Genomic DNA, 19,643 nt, shown 5'->3' on the forward strand with positions numbered 1-19,643 from the left:
TGGGATGAATGTTTAAGCTTGCAGAAAAATATCATATCGAGCAATGGCACCAATGGCATGGAAAATATATCTTAAAGTCGGCCACAAATAAAGCTAACTAGTAGTCTGACAACCTAACTTTGATGGGTAAGGGAAGGAACCGCGTTCGACAAAGTCGTTCCCGGAGGGTAGACGCGAAGTACGCAAAGGAAGAGGAAAAGAAGGTGAATCTAAAATTGGTTTACCTAGCAAAGTTGGGTTGCCAGACTACTAGTGGTCTGACAAGTCAACTTTGATGGGTTCGTAGTGAGCGCTTAAGCGCTCATAGAGGACTTAAGTCCTCACTACAAACCCCTCATAGCGAGTGTGGTGAAGTACTAGTTAGGATCACAAAAAATGCACACAAATAATATGATTGAGTGTTTATCTGTGTGCATTAGTGGTCGTATTTTGGAATTATAACGGACGGTAGACGCGATAGTTGATATTGGGGAAGATATTATCCATAAACTCGACTTTTTCTAACCAACCGCTATCGATTTTGCCAATATTGATATCTTCGTAGAGTTTGTTAAACCGCATGAGATGCGATCGCGTCCTTCTCACAGCATAGGGAACCATTGTTCCTGTCCGCATAATAAATGCCCAGTCGGAAGATTGTGCTAAAAGCAACTCTCTTGCTGCTTGGTTAAGTGCTTTCCATTCCAGTTCATCAGCTGCTTCTTTGTTAGATAACTCAATCATACGTTCAGCAGCTTTATGTAAATGTGGGTAAATCCACGCATTCGTTTCATTCAACCAATACTCGTGGAAACCCTTGAAACCCCAGCTTGATTGAGATGGACGACAAACTTGTTGATTAGGATGAGCGCGCAAATAATCTGCTAAGTGAGTCATTTGATACGTTTGTTGGTCATACCATGACTTGCGGAACAAATAATCTATAAACCAGGGTCCTTCGTACCACCAATGTCCAAATAATTCTGCGTCATAGGGCGAAACCACAATTGGTGGACGGTGCATAATACCGTAGAGATGACCGACTTGCTGCTCCCGGTTATACATGAAGTTAGCTGCGTGTTCGGCAGCTTTTTCTCTTGCCCAGTAAGGATCATAGAGGGCTTTGTCTGCTAGTCCGAGACCTCTACCAGTAATCTTATGATACTTGATGCCCGTATTTTTTCGCTGACCATTGGGCATAATGTAGGGCTTGATGTATTCGTATTCAGCTTCCCAACCCAAATCTTTGTAAAACTCTCGATATTCCGGCGCACCAGGATAACCTACCTCAGAAGACCATACCTGTTGAGAGGATTCATGATCACGTCCAAAAGCAGCCACACCAGTTTCTGTAAAAATAGGGGCGTAAGTGCCAAACCGGGGACGGGGGCGGGCGTAGAGGATACCATGTCCATCAATCAGAAAATAGCGCAACCCAACATCTGCCAACATCCGCTCTAAACCTTCATAGTAGGCACATTCAGGTAGCCAAATTCCTCTAGGCGGACATCCAAAAATTTCCTCATAGTGTTCACAGGCTACCTTTAATTGCGCCCACACAGATTGTGGATACATTTTCATCAGTGGTAGATAACCGTGGGTAGCACCGCATGTGATGATTTCGAGATTATTTGTATCTTGGAACTGCTTAAAAGCTGTTACTAAATCACCTTTATATTGCTCCCAGATTTGTCGTGTAGAGTTAAATTCACTAGCGTAATGTTCGGCTAAGTATTTAATATGACCGTTGTGAGTATTATGGTCAATTTCTAGTTCTACAAGTTCTTCCAACTTTGCTAAGTGTTCATCATAGCGTTCTTGTAGCAACGGATCACGCAACATAGACACCAAAGGTGGTGTCATACTCATAGTAATTTTAAAGTCTACACCGTCTCGCTTTAAACCTTCAAAAACTCGTAGTAAAGGGATATAAGTTTCTGTAATAGCTTCATAAAGCCATTCTTCTTCCAGTACATAGTCACTTTCTGGATGCCGGACAAAGGGCAGATGTGCATGAAGTACTAGCGCAACGTAGCCGATAGCCATAATTATTCCGGGGTGGTATTGATATATCGAAGGTTGGGGATTTGGCAGAAGTTAACAATATTTTAAGACTTTCTGGGGATCGTAACAGGCTTTAGCCAATTCTTTTATGATGAGTGACACTCTAGGCTCAAAAAAAGCAGCTATCCTGGAGGGATTGCCCACAAATTTATAGTGGGGTAAGGGTGTTTGTTGTTTACCTTCGATTGTTGAGCTTGTGAGCAAAATGAAATTATTACAAATGAAAAAGCAAATTGCTTTAAGTTTATCTATCTTCACCACTGCTGTTTTTGTAGCTATCCCAGTTCAAGCAGTTCCTTCTGTTGATACACCCCAAGAACCAACTTCTCCAGTCTTAGAAAAAAAAGCACCTATACAAACCACTACACTTACACTTCAAGATTTGCCGTCTGGCTATAAAGAAGTTCCACCAGAACTAAAAGAGGCCATAGCTACTCAGTTGGAACCTTTTAAACAGCTAATTGCTAAAGAAAATCTGCCATTAAATAACTTTTTTGCCTTTATAGATCCCAAAAAAATGGAAGTAGTTTTAGGCTTTACGGGAATGCTAGCAAATCCAAACCAACAAGCTCAATTCGATGCTGCTTTAGAGCAAGTACAAAAACCAGAATTTGAGAAAGAAATCAAAAAACTACAACAAACATTGCCATCAGATCAGCAAGTTCAATTGTTAGGTTACAAAACTCTCCCAGAAACGAATAAACTAGCTAATAATTCTACTGGATTTAGTTTAGGTGCAAAAGTGCAAGATCTACCAGTAAATTTCGATGTAGTCGGCTTCCGTCGTAGTAATTTTGGATCATTTACCGCAGTAATGTATTTAACTGAAAAACAACCTTCTATATCTGTCAAAGATATTGTCACCAAGCTAGATAGACGTTTTTTACAATCATCATCTACAACAAATTTACCAAAGTAAATCAGTACAAATAAAGTTAATTCATAGGGATCGTCATTTGTTATTTGTTATTTGTTATTTGTTATTTGTCATTCAATTTTAGATTTTAGATTAATGTGAGTCCGATGGATTTCATAAGCAACGACATCCCGTCCTCAAATAAATAGCTGGCTCAGAGAAAAAACATAATCCAAATGGGTTAAAAGGCTTATTTATTAAGTCTATTTAGCTTTTTGTATCATTTGAGTGAGTCGGTCAAGTAATTGCATTTCTTGCTTACTGTCTTCTAGCACTTTTGCTAAATTAATAGCCCTTTCATAAAAATTACGGGCGGTTGGGAAATTACCTATTTGCTCGTATAACTGAGCATAAGACTCAAAAGATTTTAATTCTTCATGTCGATTTTGTAGTTCTTGAGCTAGTTTTAATCGCTGCTGTAACAAATCAAAAGCACGTTCATAGCGTCCTACAGAACTATGAGCAGTCACTAAACCATCAATTGCTCGTAATTCGTTGACGCGATCGCCACTATATTTTGCAATCCGCAGTGCTGATCCATAAGTTCCGATTGTACCTTGATAATCTCCTGCTGCTAGGTAGGTCTCACCTAAATTATTCAGAGTATTAGCTTCACCGATGGAATCACGAACCTGACGCCGGAAAGTTAAAGCATTCTCATAAAGTTTAATGGCTTTGTTGTAATTTCCTAACCTCGCATTTGCTAGCCCTAAATTACTTAAAGATAGTCCTTGACCTTCAAGATTTTTTAGATGGTGAGCAATTTCCAGAGCTTCTTTTAAAGTTTGCAAACTAGCATTTGGTTCGCCTTGTTGCAATAGCAGTGTACCTATATTATTCAGGGCAAAGATTTGACTTTGAAAGTCATGGGTATCACGAGCGATCGCTAGGCGTCTGCGTATGGCGTTTTCTGCTTCTTTGTAACGACCTAATTGCACATAACCTCTACCAAGGTAATCATAAATTAAACCCTGGGCATTGAGATCACCAATCGAATGATAAATTGAGAGTGCTTGTAACCAAGACTCGATTGCTTTGTCAGGTCTGTTAGAAGCCTGTTGCTGCTGACCAATTCGCAGTAAAATATCTGCTTGATTTGTTGATTCTTGGACTATAGATTTATCTGTCTGACGATGGAGTTGTTCAGTAATATCCCCAGCATTCACCACTATGGGATGAAGTATGAAACTAGCAACTACAAAGGGTAAGGGAAAGGGAGACCAAGGTATCAAATCCCATTTTTTCATAAATTTTTACCGTAAAATTGCGGTTTGAAGAAGAAAGTGAGGTAATATTGATTGTTTTTTGTTACTAGGAAACACATTATTTAGTTATTTCTACGCAATAGCAGGTGGCAGTAAATTTTCACCTAAATAAATAGCACGTATATCTGTTGGTAATTTATATTCTAGCATACGATAACCTTCTTGGAGAAAATTTGCTACTTCGCTGGGGGCGATCGCTTCTCCTTCAGCTTGTAGATAGGCTGCTATTCTTGTTTCGCTCCAATGGAAGGTTTGAGCCATCAACACCATCAAGCGTAATATTGGTGTCATTTGATCGAGAGCTTGTTCTAAATAACACCATAAAGGTACAGAAGTCGCTTTGAGGGAATAATGAATTGCTTCTGTGGGAGGAAGTTCAATCTCGTTGATGCAGCAAGCAGTGTGATCAATTAGCCAATTTTGTAAAGTCAGACTTTCCCTACCAGGTTGAGTGCTACCGAGATTAAATCCAGCCAACTCATAGTAGATATGTCGCCAAGTTAGAGCAAATAAATAATCTGCTTGTACTGGCGATCGCGCCGAATGACGAATCACTGTATAAACTATAGGGCTATAACGGCAAAAAATAGCTGTAAAGTATCTTCCCGACTCTGGATGTTGCTGGAACAACCTGACGAGTTCGGGATCAGTGTGATGGAACAGTGACTTCACTAGAGGATGATTAGCTTCAGGAAAATGAGGAATTTGCACAGTCCGAATCAGCTTATGTTGTTAGAATTAACTTAGCAATAGCAATCTTTAGTAATTAATCGCATAGTCTGTTGGTGTAAGCCTGTTTTTGAACTAACACCAAGGCAGACTAGCACTTGGTACACTAGAAATAAAGACTTTAATTTAAGTCATAATTTACAAAACAAAAGCGACTCCCTTATATATAATTCCCGATTCTGTTCATGTTTATAGCAAGTGTGACACCATTGTTGGTTAATACATATACTTTTGGCTCTTTTTTGCCTTCTATACCATTAGATAGCCTTTTCTCTACCCAAGGCATAATGGTGATGCTACTAGCTGCCTATGCCGGCGCCATGTGGATGTTCCTTACCAGTGCGCCAAAGGTATATACCGTTATGGTGTCGGATCTGGAAATTGCACGACAGTTGTATGAAGGACTTTTAGATTTACCAGCAGCAGAAGTACCGCTACACTACTACTACAATTATGAACAAACTATAGGCGCAACAGGAGTTGATCCGCTTTACTTAGGAAGCAGTCCTTCCTTTGCTAACAAAATGTCGAATGGGAGTGAAGGACTTTGGTATCAACTAAAGAAAAACATTCAGTTGCACGTAATTACAGGAGCTAGTTTAGGCACAAAAAATCAACAACGCCACGTTTGCTTTGACCATGAATGTATGGAAATGATTTTAATGCGGGTAGAAGTGCGAGGACTGAAATTCAAAATTCGCAGCAGAAAACCCTTAAATTTTTTGGTCAAAGATTACGAAGGGCGAGTTATTGAAATGGCTGAAGTAGCGAATTAATATTTATCAAATAGTCATTAGATTTTGGATTTTGGGTTGACCCAACGGATAAATCCATCTTCTTGTACTAATAAGAAATTATTATTCAGATGTCTTAAAATCTGAGTTTTATATCAGCTTTTCATTCAGCCAAAAAATTTATGGACTGCATAGCTAAAGTCTGATAAATATGACAAGGAGAGTGTTTGAGTCCGTTTTAGCGGACTTGTACTAAGCCCACGTCAGCTTATGTCATTTTATGAACAACTAGAAACTGGACTTCTTGAATAAATCCAGTTTGTAACATATCAATTTCCACCTACATTCATAGCAGCTAAAAAGGCTTTTTGGCTAACGTCTTTGTAAACAGTATCTAAATATTTCATGGCTAGATCAGCAGCAGTTAAACTTGCAAGATTTTCCTCTTCTTTAGCAAGAGGAATTGATCCTAAAACATCTAACACTGTTTCAGTAGTGGATGGTGCAATTACTACTAAAGAAGATTCTAATGGCTCATGATATTGCCAAAAAGATACTAGATTTAAAGAATCTTGAGTTTGTGAAACCAACTCTTTATCGTCTGAAGTTTCGTCTGTTGTGACTTCAATTTTTGCGCTACGTAACTGACGTAAATTGCTAATAATTTGCTCTTTGGTGCGTCCTCGCAATTGAAAGAGTACAAAAGGATCTTCACTAAAGCGATCGCCTAACTGATAGTAAACTGCTGCAATATGTTTACAGGGATTTGCTTTATCAGGGCAAGAACATCTACTATGAACGTCAGATAGAGTAAAAGGAAATAGCGATATACCATTAGCACTAAACACTTCTTCTATATTTTGTGGCATTTCTCCTGCCAAAAGTTTAGCTGCAAAGATTGCTTTTTGAGACATTGTTTCTACTACATAACCCCACTCTTCATCATTAAAAGATTCAAGAGAAAGAGAAACTGTATAAGGTTCTCTTTCGCTACCTTGTACTTTCGCTAATACCTTTGCACTCTCAAACTCAATACTAAGTACATTTCCTTGACGTGCATAGTTTCTACCACGTTCCAAACGCTTTTTAAAGCGATAGGAATCTAATAATTCTAGCCACCGTTGTGACCACCATTCTCGACTTGCTTGTAAGGTGTCATTTGTCATTGGTTATTTGTCATTTGTCATTTGTTATTTGTCATTTGTTGATTTTATATTTTCTCCCTTGTCTTCCTTGTCCCTCTTACCAATTTTTAATTTTTAATTTTTAATTGATAATGTCCTCCTTGTCCCTTCACTCTGAATCTTCTTCCATAACTGCACTACGATCTAATAGTAATAAATTACGGAGTTGGTTTGTATCGAGTTCAGTTAACCACTCTTCACCCGCACCTACAACTTGTTCAGCTAGTTGCTTTTTGCTTTCAATCATGTCATGAATTTTTTCTTCTAAAGTACCAGTACAAACAAATTTATGTACTTGGACATTGCGAGTTTGACCAATACGAAAAACTCGGTCTGTGGCTTGATTTTCTACTGCGGGATTCCACCAACGGTCGAAGTGGAAAACGTGATTTGCACGAGTTAAATTGAGTCCGACACCACCAGCTTTGAGTGACAAAATCATGATTGGCGGCCCTTGGGGATCGTGTTGGAAACGGTCGATCATTTCCTCGCGTTGTTTTTTGCTAGTACTACCATACAAAAAGAAAATTTCTCGTCCTAGCTGTTGTTCTAAATAGGGTTTGAGTAGTTTACCCCACTCGGCAAATTGGGTAAAAATTAAAGCGCGATCGCCTTCTGATAAAACTTCTTCTAACATCTCCTGCAATCGCAGTAATTTACCAGATAACTGCGGTTCCGAGAGAGCAGTTTTTTTCAAATACTGGGCGGGATGATTGCAGACTTGTTTGAGTTTCACGAGTAAACCTAAAATCATTCCTCGACGTTGAATCCCCTCGGCTGTTTCAATTTCAGCTAGTGAATCTTCTACTACTTTTTGATACAGTTCTGCTTGTTCTAGACTCAGACCACAAAATACATTTATTTCCTGCTTTTCTGGCAAGTCTTGAATAATTTCACGGTCACTTTTTAAACGACGTAAAATAAATGGTTGCACTAATGAACGCAATTGATTTAATGAAGAAGTATCTCCATATTTTTCAATTGGCATAGCAAAGCGTCGTTGGAAGAATTGTTTGTTTCCTAAATATCCTGGATTGAGAAAATCCAAAATTGACCAGAGTTCTTGTAGCCTATTTTCTACAGGTGTTCCCGTTAAAGCAATCTTATAAGTTGCTTCTAACTGGCGCACTGCTTGAGATTGTTTTGCCTCTGCATTTTTAATATTTTGGGCTTCATCTAAAACAATTCCTTGCCATGAAACAGCTTGTAATGACTTGATATCTCTGTGAATTAGCGCATAACTGGTAATGACTAAATAATGCTTGTTTGCTATTTCTACAAAAGCCTTACCTTTAGGGCGTTTATCACCGTGATATTGCCAAACTTTCAGTGTTGGAGCAAATTTTTTAACTTCTCTTTCCCAGTTTCCTAAGACTGAAGTTGGACAAATCAAAAGTGTTGGTTTTTCTAATGCATCTTGTTCTTTTAAATGTAGTAGAAAAGCGATAAATTGAATTGTATTATGACAGATTATATTGTTAGCAACAAAATTATGATGTTCACTTACTTCAAAGTCATAAACCCATCCTTCGTAATCAACATTCTCAATACTTTCTATCTTGCAATAAAACACTTCTTTATCAAGAAGAGATTGTATTGTTTTTTGAGTGATACTCAATTCATCTATATCCAATCGGTTATAAGCTTCTAAAGTTTTATTAGTCCATTTAGAAGGCTTTAAAAGTTGATATTCTTTCAAATATACACCATTAAGGATATAATTGATATTAACTAGTACCCGTTCCAAACTATCTCTAGAAAATTCTTGTGAACCATTGATATAAACAGTATTATGCATTCCAAAATGGCGCAATGGTAATCCTGTTGTTGCAACTGCTTGAGCAACAATATCAGAAGCAGGAATTCCCTCAACATTTGTGTTGCGAATACTCTGACAAATTTCTTGTAATTTCAATTGTTTACCAGAATTGCTAAACCCAATTTTTTGTAAAAATCTACGAGCGCTATTACCTCCAATAGTACCTATATAGTAAGTGCGATAAATACCAGTCCCATTGCTAGCACACTTCTGTTTGGGTGAAATCCTCAACCAAATTCCAAAGCGTCGCAAGAGTGCAGAAAGTTGCTGGATGATTAGCGGTGAAGCTGTAGCAATTTCTATACTCCGCATACTAGTAATAACAGCAGATTCAGCATCAAAATAATTCTGTAAAAATATCCGTACACTTTCCAAGTCTGCCTGCATAATGAAGGGCGGAATAGATTTTTCTGCTGATAATTTGCCCCAAATGTAACCTTTGGCTTCTAAAAACCGACGATAAGCTTGACTGCTAACTCTAAGACAAGGAACTTTGCTAGGAAATATACAAATGTTTGGGCTGTTAATTTTGAGGTTATAGCGCTTTCCAATGGACTGGAAAGTCTGAAGTAGATTTTCTAGTACCTTAGTATCTTTTTGAAATACTCTAACTCTTGCCTCGTCAGATAACTCATGTCCTTCGGCAATTTGCCAAGCAATAAACTTGACTAAATTAGGATCTTCTGGCTTCCCGTTCCAAAGCATTTTACTTGGAACACAAATGTAATCACCCACCTGTAATTTATTTGTCCAACCTTTATTTGTTAGTAAATGATGACGATGGGTAATGGTAATACTGTTACCATCTTGTAGCGTGACTTTTTGTAATTTTTCACAGACTTGCTGCCGATAAAGTCGTTTGACAGTTGCCTGAACAATATTGCCTGTTTTATCATCTATGGAATTAACTAGTAATTGCTCACTAGGATTAGCCCAAAATCCTTCACCATCAAATGCTGTTTCTCCAGCATAAGTTGTCCAGATTTCTTGAGCTGTACATAACAGACCATTAACGTTTACTAATGTATCAGGAGCTACGCATTTTCCCAGTCCCATATCGTCCGCCAGACAAGCACCCAAACCCCAGCGTTCGAGAAATCTCAACCAAGCGACTCCACGCTGTTGGTAGGGGCGCAACTCTCCTTGAAAATCGGTGGGTGTAGGTAAGGGTTCGACTGCTTTGTTATTTGTCAGGGTAGTGATTAACTCTTGCAATGTACCTGATGCTTCAAAGCTAACCACTGGTAATTTTTCAATTGTCTGGGTATCTCCCGTACTCAGACGCAAAGCATCTTCCAAGGAAAGGGCCATTTGCTCTTTGCGAGATGCAAAAAAGGCTTGGGCTGTTTTGATATCTTGGGGGCGCAGTTCTACCCACTCGCCGTTAATTTCCACTAAGGGACTATTCAACCCCACCAATCTGTCAAATTCTTTTTTGGAAAGAGTCTGTCCCCCAATAGCCAATTGCCATTGGAAATTTAGTAAACTTTGTAAACCCAAGCGTCCCTGTTTTTGATTTGGTGTTTGGGCAGAAATTTTCAAACCCAGACGGTTCGCCCATCCTTCCCGGTTTGCCAAACTTGCAGGTAAAACTACACCCAAACCATTATCCTCAAGCCGTGTCTTCACCGACTTAATAAATTCGTAGGCTTGGATGGGGTTAAGGTGGCAAGATTGGGGATAGCTTGTATCCATACTGGGTGTGATAATTGGATACAAGCGCGATGCTAATCCCAATCCGCGTAAAAATGTCTCTTGTGGTTGTTTAATAGTACGATCGCGATAAACAAAGTTTTCAACTGGATGCTGCCATATTGTTTCTGCATCCACTAAAAATTCTGGATCATCTGGGGCTTGCAAAAAATACGCTAAAATCCAATCTGTTTCGTCTGACTCTGGCGGATACAAAACAAAAGCAGTACGAAACAGATTTTTTCCTGCCAGCTGGTATTGTAGCGGCATCGTCCAAGCTTTGAGCGCCGCTTCTAGTCGTTCTAAACCCATCGATTCAGCGTTGACAGTACCTAGTGTACCTGTTAGAGACTGCAACCACTGGCGTACCGCCGATGGTATAGACGCCATTACTCTTGCTTCCAGCACAGTTTGGGAACCAAACATTTCTCTGATTTGGACATCAATCGTACTGTTGAGAAATCCTAGTAATAATTCTTGTGGTTCCACAGGTAAATTTACACTCAGTGAGGATTGAGAATTATTGTGTATTTCTCCTTTCCCCTGATAAGTCCGACATGCTAATGGCATTAATTGCGAAAATTTTTCTAGGCGGGTTCCATCCAAAGCACTATCTAAAAGTGCTTGCCACTTGGCAATGAAAGAACCATCTATTTGGCGTTCAAGAGTAGGCAAAAATTTACATCGGGAGATTAAATCCAAACTCCAACGGGCTATCTGTGACCAAAAGCGTAAATCTCCTCCGACAAAATCATCCTCAACTTTGGCAACACTCAAGGGTAAAGAAGCCAAAAATTTTACTGCTTCTGTAGGATTGAGACAAAAACCCTCTACTCGCCACGGTTGTAGGTATTGGTTAGATGATTTTTCTGAACCCAATATTGCTGAATGTACCGGATAAATTGCTGTTATTCCTTCGGTTTTACTTTCTACAAAATTAGTGGGGAAAGCAATTATTGTTTGCGAGGAGGTTGGCAAAGTTTGTGTAGTAGTTGTTTTTGCTGGACGTCGCCCTGTTTGACCTGATGCGATCGCTTTTGTCTCTATTGATTGCGATGTTGAATTTGGAATTTTAATATTACGAGAACTTAGCCACTCACTTAATTCGTTTGGTGCGATCGCGTAAGGTAATAGTGGTACTTCTGTTAATGTCTTTGGATCAATATCCGTCCCTAGCGATCGCCAAGTCTCTCCCCAAATAAATAGACAGTTACCTTGATTTTGTATTAACCAACTACCGTGTAATATTGCCATTTGCCAACTACTCAAATTTTGCCAATATCAAAGTCTTGAATCTGCTTATTCTCTACTTAATATGAATTCTGTAAGTTTTAAAATTTAAATACCTAATGTTAATAATTATTAAATATAATTAAGTAAACAAAAACAATCTTAATCAACTTGATGAAAAATGCAGTTACCCCTTTATAAAAGTTTAAAAAATAACATAAAAGTAGAATGAAATTATATGCATCCAGAAGAACAAGAGGAGGTAAGGAAATTACTTAATGTTGTGATTTCAGAAGGAAAAACCTATCCCCAAAAACAACCCCTCTCACCATCACAATTTGCAGCTTATTGGTTAAATCAGGATGCTTTTGTCATCAGAACAACCACTAAATATGCCATACAGCAACCTAAAGAAATATGGAGAGCATTTTATCTCAAACCAAACTTTCCAGGTCGATGTAGCCATATTTGCAACGCTGGTTTTATTGTACAACCTGACAAGGGGGGATCGGGGATTCTCCAGAGGAGACGCTACTTTGTAGACGCGTCAGCGGCTTCTCATAGAGTACGGGGATCGGGGAAAGGGGACAAGGGGGAGAATAATACCCAATGCCCAATGCCCAATGCCCAATACCCAATACCCAATACCCAATGCCCAATACCCAATGCCCAATGCCCAATGCCCTTTCCACGATCCCTTTTCCCCGATCCCTTTTCCCCGATCCCCGATCCCCTTTGTAACAAAATTGTTAATCATGAATTCTATATACAGCTCAAGCCAGTATTAGATCATAAATGTTAGGATTGCCACAGAGAGAGAATAGCGAGCATAGTAAGGAAAAAAAACTGAATGGGAGAATTTGAGAAGTCAATATCCTTCGATGGAAGGGATATTCGACTGAAGGTGGGTTTACTAGCACCCCAGGCTGGTGGATCGGTGTTGATACAATCTGGGGATACGGCAGTTCTAGTTACAGCTACGCGATCAGCAGCCAGAGAAGGCGTTGATTTTCTGCCCCTCACAGTAGATTACGAAGAAAGATTATACGCAGCAGGTAGAATCCCTGGAGGAATGTTGCGACGTGAAGGTCGTCCACCAGAGAGAGCAATTCTCACCAGCCGTCTTATTGACCGCCCTTTACGTCCTTTGTTCCCCTCTTGGTTACGGGATGATCTGCAAGTTATTGCGCTGACTCTTTCTATGGATGAGCTAGTACCGCCAGATGTGCTAGCTGTTACTGGTGCTTCTATTGCTACACTGTTGGCAAAAATTCCCTTTAATGGGCCTATGGCAGCCGTGCGCGTCGGTTTGGTGGGTGATGATTTTATTATTAATCCCACTTATGCAGAAATCGAAGCTGGAGACTTGGATTTAATAGTGGCAGGTTCGCCGGATGGTGTAATCATGGTGGAAGCGGGAGCTAATCAGCTACCCGAACGTGATATTCTTGAGGCGATTGAATTTGGTTACGAAGCTGTGCAAGATTTAATTCAAGCGCAGCGTGATTTAATTGCACAATTGGGTTTGGAAATAGTGCATGAAGCACCACCAGAACCTGATCAATCACTCAGTAACTTTATTAGCGATCGCGCTACCGACGAAATTAAAAAAATCCTCTCACAATTTGATTTCGATAAAACCGAGCGGGATACAGCTTTAGATGCGGTCAAAGAATCCATCGCAACTGCGATCGCCGAACTACCAGAAGAAGATCCAATTCGAGTGGCTGCAACCACTAATGCCAAAGCTCTGGATAATACTTTCAAAGACATCACCAAAAAGCTGATGCGCCGCCAGATCATCGAAGATAATGTGCGGGTCGATGGTCGTAAGTTGGATGAAGTTCGTCCTGTTTCCTGTGCAACTAGTTTATTACCCAAGCGAGTCCACGGTAGTGGTTTATTCAATCGGGGACTAACTCAAGTTTTATCTGCTTGTACGCTTGGTACACCCGGAGATGCTCAAAACTTAAATGACGATTTGCAGCAAGACCAAGCAAAGCGCTACATGCACCATTACAACTTCCCGCCGTTCTCTGTTGGGGAAACCAAACCCATGCGGGCGCCGGGACGTCGAGAAATAGGTCACGGGGCGCTGGCGGAAAGATCTATTTTACCAGTGCTACCACCTAAAGAGGAATTCCCCTACGTAATTCGCGTAGTATCGGAAGTGCTTTCTTCCAATGGTTCTACCTCAATGGGTTCGGTGTGTGGTTCCACTCTGGCTTTAATGGATGCAGGTGTACCAATAATCAAACCTGTGAGTGGTGCAGCCATGGGTTTGATTAAAGAAGGTGATGAAGTACGAGTTCTGACAGACATTCAAGGGATCGAAGACTTTTTAGGTGACATGGATTTCAAGGTCGCCGGTACAGATGCAGGGATTACGGCCTTGCAAATGGATATGAAAATCAGCGGTTTGTCCTTGGATATTATTTCCCAAGCTGTCAATCAAGCAAGAGGCGCACGCTTGCATATCCTGGAGAAAATGCTCCAGGCAATTGACCAGCCACGCACAGAGATGTCACCCTATGCTCCACGTCTGCTGACGATCAAGATTGATCAAGACATGATTGGTCTGGTGATTGGGCCTGGAGGTAAGACCATCAAGGGAATTACTGAAGAGACTGGTGCTAAAATTGACATTGAAGACGATGGTACCGTAACTATTTCTGCGGTGGATGAAAACAAGGCCAGGAGAGCTAAGAGCATCATTCAAGGCATGACGCGGAAGCTGAATGAGGGTGATGTTTACGTAGGCAGAGTGACCCGAATTATACCGATTGGCGCGTTTGTGGAGTTTTTGCCAGGGAAAGAAGGCATGATCCACATTTCTCAACTTGCTGACTACCGGGTTGGTAAGGTTGAAGATGAAGTTGCAGTTGGTGATGAAGTAATTGTCAAAGTACGTGAAATTGACAATAAGGGTAGAATCAATCTTACTCGTTTAGGTATTCATCCTGAGCAAGCGGCAGCAGCACGTGACCAAGCAACATCAAACAAATAACAAATAAATAGGAGGTCTGGTAGTGAGCGCTTAAGCGCTCTATCAAAGGACTAGAAAATACAATTGCACAAGCGATCGCAAACTAAAAAAACTAAGCCCGCAAGCCCGCTAGTGTACTGCGGGCTAATAGTCTAAGTCTACTAAAAGTAGACTGACTGAATAAGCTTTTAATTACCCGTCACTTTTACAACTGCTGACATTCCGGGAGTGATACGCGATTCATACCCTTTAATACTCGCCGGATCAAACATAATTTTGACAGGAATTCTGCGTATATCACTGGTATTAACAGAATTTCCTGTGTTATTGTTTGGCGGAATCATAGCAATGCTTTCTACTTTACCTGCAAAGTTACGACTCGGAAAGGCAGATATTTTGATATTCACCCTTTGTCCTGGTTGTATCTTTTCTAACTGGTTTTCAGGGAAATTACCAATAACCCAAGGGTCTGGTTGCACGACAGTGAAAAGAGTTTGACCCGGTTCTACCCGTTGTCCTATTTGGATATTTTTGTTACCTATTTTGCCAGGAACCATGGCATTAATATTGGTATAGGATAATTGTAGTTCAGCTTTTTTAACCTCTGCCTGTTTTTGAGCGATCGCAGCCAATGCAGTTTTATACTGTTGTTCGCTGATATCTCTTTGTTGAGTCGCTTGTGCTTGGAGGAAATTCTGTCTAGCTTGAGTATTGCTGTCTAGGGGAAATGGCTGCGATGCTGAAACCGGAACTGGAACATTTTTAATTTTTTTCTGTGCTAAAGCTGCTTGTTGTTTGGCTAACTCTAAAGATGCTTTCGCCTGGGCAACAGATACTTGATAATCTTGAGGATCAAGTTTTACTAACACTGTTCCCGGAGTTATCAATTGATTCTCGTTGACTGGAATTTGGTTGACTATCCCTGAGACACGAGCAGTTACAGGATAAATGTCTGCGGTAATATAGGCGTTATCGGTTTGGGGAAAACTTTGGCTATACTGCCATTGACGATAAGCGTAAATTCCGGATGCAATAGCTCCTGCACCTAAAATTACTCCCAATACCACAACAGGCAGCAAACGGTTTTGAGATAGAGGTACTCTGGTTTTGGTATTACTATTTGATCCAGCAGGAGTGATAGCTGTAACCTCTGGCTCTACAACTGGAGTTTTTTGTTCCTCCACTCCTGTAACTTGTTGTGCGTGTTGTTGTAAAGAATCTACGCCTTCCATCTGCGACCCTCTTTTCAGTAATACTTCAAGATTTCTTATTAACAATTGACAACAAATATACAAGTGCTTTAATACACTAGGTGCTAGGAGTAATGTTGATATTATTATATGCTTTCGCCTGATTTTTTTATTTTGAATATTTATTTATATTTTTGCTTAATTAACCACTGATACATACGAACTTAAATTAAGTGTATTTTGTATATATTAAGACAGTTTAATTATAAAAACATTGAAATTCAAGGACTAAAGTCCTGATTCCAAACTTGAGCGATCGCAATTTTTCATAATGATATATATATTTGTGGGACAATCAAGATAGTTCATCCCACAATAAAAACTACTATATTGTTGCTTCTGGCAAAATCAACATTGCATCACCAAACGAATAAAAACGATATTGAGATGCTATGGCTTCTTGATAAAGATTCAATAATCTTTGCCTACCAATTAACGCACTTACTAACATCAACAAACTTGAACGTGGTAAATGAAAGTTAGTAATCATACCTTCGACTACTCGCCATTGATAACCAGGATAGATAAACAAATTAGTCTTACCACAAAATGGTTGTAGTTCACCTTTAGTTGCAGCTCCTTCCAAAGCACGGACTACCGTTGTACCCACAGCAATAATCCGACCACCAGCAGCTTTAGTAGCACGAATTTGTTCTACAGTATTTTGAGGTACTTCTATCCATTCTTCATGCATTGTGTGGGTAGTGACGTTTTCCACTTCTACCGGACGAAATGTTCCTACACCAACGTGCAATGTCACAAAAGCTTGATTAATATTTTGTTCGCGTAACTTTTGTAATAATTCTGGAGTAAAGTGCAGTCCTGCTGTGGGAGCAGCAACCGCCCCTGGATTTTGAGCATATACTGTTTGATACTGTTCGCTTTGAGCTTCAGTTGTCGTGATGTATGGCGGTAGAGGTATTTCACCAAATGCATCCAGCAATTGCAACAAAGAAACTTCTTCTGGCAGTTCAAATTGTAGCAAACGACCTCCAGTCGCGGCGTCGGTTGCTATGACAGTCGCAGTTAATGAGTGATAGGGAACTGGGGTGGTGGGGTGGTCGCCATCAGTGTTAACCTTCGCTGTGAAAACAATTTGCGAACCGCGTTTAAAACGTTTTCCCGGTTTGACTAAAGCTAACCAACGGTTATGCTGTCTTTCCTCTAGCAGTAATACTTCTACCTCTGCTCCTGTTAATTTGTGACCATATAACCGGGCTGGAAGAACTCGTGTATTATTCATCACTAGTAAATCCCCCGGACGTAGGATTTGTGGTAAATCTCGAAAGATGTAGTGTTGGGGTGCGGTTTCTGTACCTACATTCTGAGAATTTACAACTAGGAGTCTAGAACTATCTCTGGGAACTGCTGGGTTTTGAGCAATTAGTTCGGTTGGTAATTCATAATCGTACCCAGCTAACGAGAAATCTAGTTCAGAATTTTCTGATGTTTGTTTAGATATTAAATGAGAATTTGTTTTTGCGAGTTGTTCCTGCATTGAGATTTTAGACTTTCTTAAACAAGGTGGTTGAGAATAGTGGGTTCTAAAAGAACTCTAAAGTATTGCCGACAAAATAGATTCTTCGACTTTAAGATAGATAGCATTAAGTACCACTGAGGCAACTATATGAAAATTGGGTAAACCTCCCTATCCAAAAACGGGGGCTTTTACCCTACCAGGTTGTGACTCACTCTACCGATAATAGAAATGTAGGATTGGCTTTGATCCCAAGCACCAAGATGGAATACTTGTATTATCTGGCAAATGCCAGTCTCACTCTGAGGGTTGTTCAATACTTGCACGCTAAACCCCAAATACCTGTTTCCTTCATCACCGTAATTCATCAAATTGATGGTTGGGTGGTTAGAGTCAAACTGAGAAAACAGGTATCGCCCCAAGAAGATGGTGACATTCGAGCTTTTTTGAATGAATTAGGAATTAGCTACGAACCGCCAATGCGAGTACAGATGGCACTTTGGAGTTTAGAGGCTGGTCAGTGTCCTGTTGATGTTATGCGTCGTTATCAAGTTGCTATTGTTTCTCATGGTAGACCAGAAAAAGAGGAAATTGAGGCATTTAGACAACAATTTGTTAGAGGATTAGGTTATTGTCCAGAAACTTTGGCGTAACCAAATCAGTTAACAGTGATCAGTTATCAGTTATCAGCTTGAAAAATTATAGGTCAGCCTTGAAATATAATTAGGGCAAAAAACAAAGATGTATGGAGGTAATTGGTAATAGTTGATAATTTGTTGTTAAAAACAACAAAAAACTCACAATAGCCACTATCCAAAATCATCGGCTACATCAAAAGCCGCAGGAATGTATTCTTGTAATGTTAATTTATACCCTGCCATATACGAGCTAATTAGGTTTTTTTCTTGAAATTTATCCTTACTAAATTTTGTTGATATTTGACGATAACTAACAATAGCAACGTCAAATCGACAAGGGTAATCTGCTTGATCAGGGTGTGTTACTAAAAACATCTGTGCTGTACGCCAAAGCTTAACTTGCTTTGATGAGGCTATAGCACTTCTTCCTCCCGCATCCCAATTATTGGGACTGCGGGTTTTTACTTCGACAAACGCCAGTGTGGGAGAAGCGGTGAGTGAGGACATAAAAGACAAGGGAGAGAGGGGAGACAAGGGAGAGGGGAGAGACAAGGGGGAAAGATTGCTCCCTTGTCCCCCATGTCCCCCATGTCCCCCATGTCCTCCTTGTCCCCCATGTCCCCCACGTCCCAATGTCCCCGCGTCTTCTTCCACATACTGAGCAATAATATCAATTTCTCCCCAGCGACAACGCCAGCGACGATCAATAATTACCCAACCTTGAGATTGTAAGCAATGTGCTACTAAGTCTTCTCCTGCGTTGCCGATATCGAGATAATGGTAAGGAGAATGGTTGGTCATTGGTTGAAAGTTACAATGAGTTCTAAGTTGAGCGATCGCATTACAATAAGCATACTAAGTGTGTTGTTTTTGGCTGTGATGGCTATCACAGTTGCTCTAGCTTTCCCCGAAAGTGCTGTAGCAATTAACTACAACAACCGAACCTTAGAAGCGGCTGATTTTTCCAAGCAGGATTTAACAGATTCTAGCTTTGATCATGCCAATCTTCGTAATAGCAACTTCAGTAATTCCAATTTACGTGGTGTCAGATTCTTTTCGTCAAATTTAACTTCGGTAGATTTCACCGACTCTGACCTCAGTTATGCCGATTTAGAATCAGCACGAATGACTAAAGCCAATTTGACGAATGCTGTCTTAGAAGGCGCATTTACAACTGGCACTATGTTTAATGGAGCAACAATTGATGGTGCAGATTTTACTGATACCTACATCCGTGAGGACATGCTTAAGAAATTATGTGAAGTAGCTCAAGGTACTAACCCAATCACAGGACGGAATACTCGCGATACTTTAGCTTGTCCTTAATTGTTGATAACTTGGTGTCTTGGTGTCTTGGTGTTTTAACCACAAAGACACTAAGACACGAAGAGAATTTGCCTCATGTGAGTGTATGTAAAATCTATTAGTTTGCAGTTTTTCCTCAAATATCTTTCTCTAGTATGGTTAAGCTTGGTTAGTAAAGTTGTAAGTTGAATAAAGAATAAAGAAAAAATTAAAAAATAAAAATTTAAATATTATTAAGCAATTCTACTCATGATTTTGTTTGTATTAGGGTCTTTAGCCTTTATTTTGAGGACTAAAGTCCTAACTACGAACTTAAAATCATATGCCAGTTGCATAAGTCTTGACTATTTTGAGCTTTAATCATCAATCAAATGA

Annotated in this window: 13 protein-coding genes and 1 pseudogene; 6 read left to right on the forward strand and 8 right to left on the reverse strand. The window is 39.9% G+C overall.

The genetic code is table 11. The features are described 5' to 3' along the window. Window positions 1–435: 435 nt before the first annotated feature. Window positions 436–2,025, reverse strand: a complete 1,590-nt coding sequence (locus B4U84_RS24720) for a glycoside hydrolase family 57 protein (protein WP_131120863.1) — start codon at window positions 2,023–2,025, stop codon at window positions 436–438. Window positions 2,026–2,263: 238 nt separating this feature from the next. Here B4U84_RS24720 and B4U84_RS24725 point away from each other — a divergent pair, with 238 nt between their 5' ends. Further along, window positions 2,264–2,962, forward strand: a complete 699-nt coding sequence (locus B4U84_RS24725) for a hypothetical protein (protein ID WP_242677693.1) — start codon at window positions 2,264–2,266, stop codon at window positions 2,960–2,962. 200 nt (window positions 2,963–3,162) lie between these two features. Here the strand turns inward: B4U84_RS24725 and B4U84_RS24730 are convergent, their stop codons facing one another. Beyond that, window positions 3,163–4,206: a tetratricopeptide repeat protein gene (locus B4U84_RS24730; protein ID WP_131120865.1), complete on the reverse strand. Its 1,044-nt coding sequence runs from the start codon at window positions 4,204–4,206 to the stop codon at window positions 3,163–3,165. A 90-nt stretch (window positions 4,207–4,296) separates the two neighbouring features. After that, the gene (locus B4U84_RS24735; protein ID WP_131120866.1) at window positions 4,297–4,935 is read right to left on the reverse strand and encodes a sigma-70 family RNA polymerase sigma factor; all 639 of its coding nucleotides are present in this window, start codon (window positions 4,933–4,935) and stop codon (window positions 4,297–4,299) included. A gap of 203 nt (window positions 4,936–5,138) precedes the next feature. On the opposite strand from B4U84_RS24735, the gene B4U84_RS24740 reads away from it, so the two are divergent. After that, entirely contained in the window at window positions 5,139–5,729 is a 591-nt protein-coding gene (locus B4U84_RS24740; protein ID WP_026082045.1) for a hypothetical protein, read from the forward strand. Between the two features lie 287 nt (window positions 5,730–6,016). Here the strand turns inward: B4U84_RS24740 and B4U84_RS24745 are convergent, their stop codons facing one another. Together B4U84_RS24745 and B4U84_RS24750 are read right to left on the reverse strand one after the other, a co-directional pair. Further along, window positions 6,017–6,853, reverse strand: coding sequence for an SWIM zinc finger family protein (locus B4U84_RS24745; RefSeq protein ID WP_017312127.1), 837 nt, complete (start codon window positions 6,851–6,853; stop codon window positions 6,017–6,019). A 127-nt stretch (window positions 6,854–6,980) separates the two neighbouring features. Next, on the reverse strand, window positions 6,981–11,636 hold the full coding sequence (locus tag B4U84_RS24750) for a sll1366 family intein-prone helicase (protein ID WP_131120867.1): 4,656 nt from the start codon (window positions 11,634–11,636) through the stop codon (window positions 6,981–6,983). 214 nt (window positions 11,637–11,850) lie between these two features. Between B4U84_RS24750 and B4U84_RS31710 the strand changes: the two are divergent. After that, window positions 11,851–12,129 (forward strand): annotated as a pseudogene (locus B4U84_RS31710) (GNAT family N-acetyltransferase); the annotation flags it as partial. A gap of 333 nt (window positions 12,130–12,462) precedes the next feature. Next, complete coding sequence (locus tag B4U84_RS24765; RefSeq protein WP_017312124.1) at window positions 12,463–14,619, forward strand: polyribonucleotide nucleotidyltransferase; 2,157 nt, start codon at window positions 12,463–12,465, stop codon at window positions 14,617–14,619. A 167-nt stretch (window positions 14,620–14,786) separates the two neighbouring features. On the opposite strand, the gene B4U84_RS24770 is transcribed toward B4U84_RS24765, so the two are convergent. Both B4U84_RS24770 and queA read right to left on the reverse strand, forming a co-directional pair. Beyond that, entirely contained in the window at window positions 14,787–15,830 is a 1,044-nt protein-coding gene (locus tag B4U84_RS24770) for an HlyD family secretion protein (RefSeq protein ID WP_131120868.1), read from the reverse strand. Window positions 15,831–16,173: 343 nt separating this feature from the next. Next, on the reverse strand, window positions 16,174–17,346 hold the full coding sequence (queA, locus tag B4U84_RS24775) for a tRNA preQ1(34) S-adenosylmethionine ribosyltransferase-isomerase QueA (RefSeq protein ID WP_131120869.1): 1,173 nt from the start codon (window positions 17,344–17,346) through the stop codon (window positions 16,174–16,176). A 242-nt stretch (window positions 17,347–17,588) separates the two neighbouring features. Here queA and B4U84_RS24780 point away from each other — a divergent pair, with 242 nt between their 5' ends. Further along, a complete protein-coding gene (locus tag B4U84_RS24780; protein WP_017312121.1) occupies window positions 17,589–17,978 on the forward strand; it encodes a hypothetical protein in 390 nt (129 codons plus the stop codon). 156 nt (window positions 17,979–18,134) lie between these two features. Here B4U84_RS24780 and B4U84_RS24785 read toward each other — a convergent pair whose 3' ends face one another. Next, window positions 18,135–18,764: a YraN family protein gene (locus B4U84_RS24785; protein WP_131120870.1), complete on the reverse strand. Its 630-nt coding sequence runs from the start codon at window positions 18,762–18,764 to the stop codon at window positions 18,135–18,137. Window positions 18,765–18,779: 15 nt separating this feature from the next. Between B4U84_RS24785 and B4U84_RS24790 the strand changes: the two genes are divergently transcribed. Continuing rightward, window positions 18,780–19,289 carry a pentapeptide repeat-containing protein gene (locus tag B4U84_RS24790; protein WP_026082044.1) on the forward strand — a complete coding sequence of 170 codons (510 nt, stop codon included), beginning with the start codon at window positions 18,780–18,782 and terminating at the stop codon, window positions 19,287–19,289. Window positions 19,290–19,643 lie beyond the last annotated feature (354 nt).

Origin of the sequence: Westiellopsis prolifica IICB1 (assembly GCF_004323185.1) — a bacterium.
Taxonomy (GTDB): Bacteria; Cyanobacteriota; Cyanobacteriia; order Cyanobacteriales; family Nostocaceae; genus Pelatocladus; species Pelatocladus prolificus_A.